This window comes from Novipirellula sp. (assembly GCF_041583735.1).
GTDB lineage: Bacteria > Planctomycetota > Planctomycetia > Pirellulales > Pirellulaceae > Novipirellula.
Genome location: NZ_JBFHFD010000625.1, coordinates 1 through 5,084, shown reverse-complemented (window position 1 = coordinate 5,084; position 5,084 = coordinate 1). Strand labels below are relative to the sequence as shown.

2 protein-coding genes are annotated in these 5,084 nt (G+C 56.5%); both read right to left on the bottom strand.

Features of this window, described 5'->3' with window-relative positions; translation table 11 throughout:
• The coding region (locus ABX962_RS29725; RefSeq protein WP_372724965.1) for a DUF1592 domain-containing protein at positions 1-2,572 on the bottom strand (2,572 nt) is incomplete at its 3' end.
• Between the two features lie 750 nt (positions 2,573-3,322).
• Positions 3,323-4,690 carry a hypothetical protein gene (locus ABX962_RS29720; protein ID WP_372724963.1) on the bottom strand — a complete coding sequence of 456 codons (1,368 nt, stop codon included), beginning with the start codon at positions 4,688-4,690 and terminating at the stop codon, positions 3,323-3,325.
• Positions 4,691-5,084: the final 394 nt, after the last annotated feature.

Below are 5,084 nucleotides of genomic sequence, written 5' to 3'. Positions count from 1 at the left end.
GTCCGATGGCGTCGTAGTTTTCGAAGGCGATCCCCCACGGGTCGATCTTTTTATGGCAAGACATACAGGCCGCTTGATTGCGATGGTCTTCGATACGTTGCTTTAAGGTCAGCTTGGCAATGTCAGGGTCCGCCAAATCGATCTCGGGAACCGCTGCCGGTGGTGGTGGTGGCGGATCGTTCAGCAAACAATTCAGTATCCAGACGCCTCGCTTCAGCGGATGCGAGTGCTCTCCGTCGGAGTTCATTGCCAACAAGCCCGCTTGCGTCAAGATTCCGCCCCGCGAAGCTTCGTCGCTTAACGAGACCCGTTGAAACTGGTTGCCTTCGACACCCGCGATTCCGTAGTGGACCGCCAATCGCTCGTTCACTGTGGCGTAGTCGGCGTGGATGATATCCAGCACGCTGGCGTCGGTCCGCAGCAACTCTGCGAAAAACGCACGAGGCTCTTGTTGCATCGCCTCTTTCAACGACGGATCGAATTCGGTGAAGCTCTTGTCGACCGCCAAGTACGATAACGCTCGCATACCGAGCCACTGCCCTACAAAATGCTGGACGAAACGTTCATGACGAGGATCGGCAAGCATTCGATCGACCTCTGCACGCAGCACCTCTGGCTGATGTAGAGTCCCCGAGGCAGCCAATTCCACCAATCGCTCGTCCGGCACACTGCACCACAGGAATAGCGACAGCCGCGTGGCGAGGTCTCCGTCAGTAAGTCGCCGATTCGGCGATGAGGCTTTTGTCACCGGTTCGCCATCAACGAAATCTTCCGCTGGCGTGATTGGCTTGGGAGCAACGTACAGGAATTTTGGAGAAGTCAGTACGGTGGCAAGCACTTCGAGCATCGCATCCTGAAAATCATCACAGCCACCACGCACCGCTTCGAAGAGAGCGACTTTCTTTTCGACCGCAGAGGAATCGACCGGCAATCGCCATGCACGGGGCATGAAGCTCGTCAGGATCTCGCGTGCATATGCGACTTCTTGCTCGCGCGACAGATCCTCGTTGTTTCGATTGCCAACAAAAATCTGCTGGTGTGATTTTGGCGGCCACTCGTGGTAAATCGGCGCGACGACCTCGACCGACTGGATCACGATATCGGCAGGTTTGTCACGGCCTTGGGGAACCGAGCTATTGACCAGCCGAATGTATTCCGATGGGCTGGGATATTGCCCCATCGTCGACGTCTTGCGTTCGGCGTTTCGCGGATCGATTTCGCCAAGCGGAATCAACCATTCATACGTTTCGGTCGACCCTGCTGCGGCCGTTACCTCTGTATCTTGTTGGCTGACTCGCACGTCGGCGCGGCCCTCGTTGGTCGCTCGCCAACCGAACACCAAATGCATGCTTGGGATTCGTTTTTGGTCGGGGCCACGTGACGCGCGGACACGCACACGCAGCAACCCTTCGTCGGGAATTTGATTACCCAGTTCGATTGTCAGATTCGCATTTCTACCCGCTGGGAGCACCGCGACATGAGTGGGATCGACGTTGGTGGCTTTTGGGGAAGCCGTTTCGGCGGGATCGACAGGCTCAATCGCATACTGAGCTCCGTTGTATTCCCATTTCGCGCGGGCCTTTTCTCCGGTTGCGACGTTCAGATAGTAAGGCCCGTCGCCTGGATTCCGATACAGCCGCGTTGTCGTGCTAATTTGTTTCTCGCGTTTTTCGGTGTCGTCAGCGAAACGTTTTTCAAGCCTTTTGATCTTCGCTTGATACATTCGTTCTTCGATCGCGGCCGCATCCGACATACGGTGATCCCAGCGAACGAGGTCAGGACGCGGGCCTCTTACGGTCACGCGATCGAGCGCACGTCGTGCAAGTTGCCGGTACGTTTCGAATTGAGATACCGAAAGATGCAGTGAGTCCGAACTATTTTGAAAGCCGTCCTCCGACACTGACTCCGGTGGAAGGTCTTTGGCGAAGTCCCAGGGTTGGCCAAGCAAGTCTTGTAGCGCGTAGTTGTATTCATACTTCGTCAATCGACGGAACGACGTATTGGACTCGCGTGCGCGACGTGCGATGGAGGCATAGTGAATCTCGTTGCTCAGCCACTCAACGACCGTTGCACGATCCTGATCCTCCATCTCCATTTCGTCAGGAGGCGGCATCTCGCCGTTGTTGAGCGCCGCCAATACCTCTTCCCACCACTCGGCATCGCCACCGTTGACCATGTCGGGATCGATCGCGGTGATGTCAAAGATCGCTTCGGCGCCGTAAGGGCCATGACAATCGGTGCAGGATTGATTCAGAATCGGTTTGATCTTTTGATCAAAGATGGCGGCATCTCGTTGCCGAGGCTGATCGACCGCGATGTGCGACGGTTCGAGGTAGGCGGATTTCTCGGCCCCCAACGTTTTGAGTTCGCTCAGCGAAGCAGCGTGCGGCAGCGTCGACTCGGAGACGCGACCACCGTCGCTTTCAGGGCCGGCTGCGGTTGTTTTTGATTCAGCAGCTGCTGCAACCTTCAGACCACCATCGATCGTGACAACGCGAAACAGCCCCCATGTGATGAAGGCCAATGTCAACAGAACGCAGGTCCATCGTGGGGTGCAACAGGGCGACCGCATAGAAAAACAACCTCTTGATTTGCCGCCTTACTTGCAAAATGGCCCGTAGCGACCGGGCACCGGTTTGTTCACACAGTTTAAATCTATACAAGAAATCAACAAGTTGATTAAGTGATTTGGCTCGTTAATGTCGGGCTCACCGCGGCTATGGGCGGCAGTCCTTCGCAACCTTGTCCTGCGGAGCGAAAACCGGCCTTTCGATTTTTCACCAACCTCCGCATCAAAGCGTCAAACCCAGCGTTTCAGGTGGGCCACCGGCGAATACTCACCTGCCGGCGAGCGTGATGTGCCCCCCCCTGGATATTGCATTTGCAACGTCGGGACGCCGAACTCATTGTGGTTCATCCGCAAGCCGCCGCGTGGAGTGCAATGGGTTGCATCTAGGGGGGCAGGTTGCACTGCAAAAATTTTCGAGGCACGTGATGATTGGTGTCGCAATCTTTCTGCTGCCGCTCCACCAAGGCAGCAAGCGAATAGGCCGGAGGCCGTAACACTGACCGAGAGTGTGTCGGCCTCCGGCCTGTAATCAATGCCAGTAAATCATCAGACTTCTACGTCGGTGCAGAGGTGACAGCATTGAACTGATTCACTCACAATATTCGACGCCAATACCTGCGTGTTTGCAGTCCCCCCGATTTGTCGCACGGGGTGTCGCACGGGGTGTCGATGCCGAGGAAAGAGCTACAGCAGCAGTTCCGCATTTATGTGTGGCCGCAGTTGAGAGTGCCCCCGAGTCAGATCAAGGAGGATTTACTCCGCAGCAAGCCACGCTTGAATCGCTGAGATTGCGGCTTCGGGGGTTCGGTTGGCCAGTGGGAAACCACCATAGAAAGCCTGGATGGTTGCCCCCGCTGCGAACATGGACTCCAGTTCCTGGCGGCATTGTTCGGGATCGTCAACGTAGATCTGATCGCCGAGGCGAAAATAGGATTCGACCATTCCGAAGCGGACGTCTTCTTCACCGCTGGCCTCGCGGATTTGCTTGACAAGTTCGTGCAAGTCGAAACGAGCTCCGCCGCGATTGTCCATCGTGAACCCGGCGGTCGAGTAGCGATTGACCGCAGTCCAAATCGGCGGACGCGTGGTGCTGGCCGGTTTAACGGTCGCCAGTGCAACAATGTGTGTGTAGACCCGGTCCGATGGGATGCCGCGGTCGTGACATGTTTTGGCCAGCGTTTCCATGTAATCGTGAATCGACTCGTAACACAGTTGGCGAAACTTTGCGTCACGCGGAATTCCTTCCAGCTTAGCTGCCTGCAACAACCGTGCTTCGTTCCAACCACGCCAGTGCAAGGAGGCGTAACCAAGCTGCTTACCAATGAACGATCGGTCCATCTCGATGCCTCGAGCTGATCGCGGAGCCCCTGCTCGCACGACGCCGTTTTCGCGATTGATCAAGCGAAGCAAGGTCGGATCGCCAAAGTCGGGCACGTGGACTTCCCAGCCGATATTGATTCCGGCAAACAGATGTTCCCGATCACGACTTCGCCACTGCTGAAGGCGAGCGACCAAGGGCGTTAGCACTCCCTTGTCGAGCTGCGACGAGGCGAAGGCGGTCAGCGATGGTGATCCAAAGGCGGGGATCGCCGGGGCGGGCGAACACCATGGCCCCCAGTTGAACCAGGGCCGTGGAATGCGTTCGGGCAGTTTTTCCGCATCGGGAAAACGATCCCACTCTCGCATCTCGGGGTGCTGCCAAAAACGCGTTGGCGGAGCGTCCTCTGGATTGGCGACATCCTCGGCGCCCCATCCGTAACACGAATCGACATGCAAGAACACGGGGACGCCGGTGCGTTCGGCGAGATCCAGTGCCTGCTCGACATCACGCCGGACGACCTCGGGAGAACGTGACAGAATGCGAAGTTGTTGCACACCATAGGCCACCATCCGACTCGAGGAGGCCGGCATGGCGCCGAATCGACGAGCGACCGAGCGAAAATTGGCGGCGACATCTCGACCAGGCCCCTGGTCAGGTCCACCACCCTCCAGAACAATGTATTGTATGTCATGGGGAATCGATTCCGCTGCAAACGAAACGCAGCAAACAGGTAACATCGCAGCAAAGGCCAATGCCGCTAGCGAGATCGACTTGTGTGTACACCAATGATTTTCTTTCATTCACGGATGCTACCCGCTGATTATCGTTGCTGGAAGCCTATACACGAGGACTGCGCATGCAGTGACGCCCGGGTGGTTTACGTTGCGTTCTGTAGCTACGCTCGCCAGAGCGTAGATGATTGCCTGCCAATACGAATCACCACCTTCTGGCGAAGGTAGCTACGAGAAGATGCTACACATTTGCGTTCTGTAGCTACGCTCGCCAGAGCGTGGATGATTGCCGGCTAATACGAATCTCCACCTTCTGGCGAGGGTAGCTACGAGTAGATGCTACACATTTGCGTTCTGTAGCTACGCTCGCCAGAGCGTGGATGATTGCCTGCCAATTCGAATCACCACCTTCTGGCGAGGGTAGCTACGAGTAGATGCTACACATTTGCGTTCTGTAGCTACG

What these genes read in the sequence shown, in the direction of transcription:
- ABX962_RS29720 (WP_372724963.1), bottom strand. Translation starts at nt 4,690, where the DNA reads ATGAAAGAAAATCATTGGTGTACACACAAGTCGATCTCGCTAGCGGCA.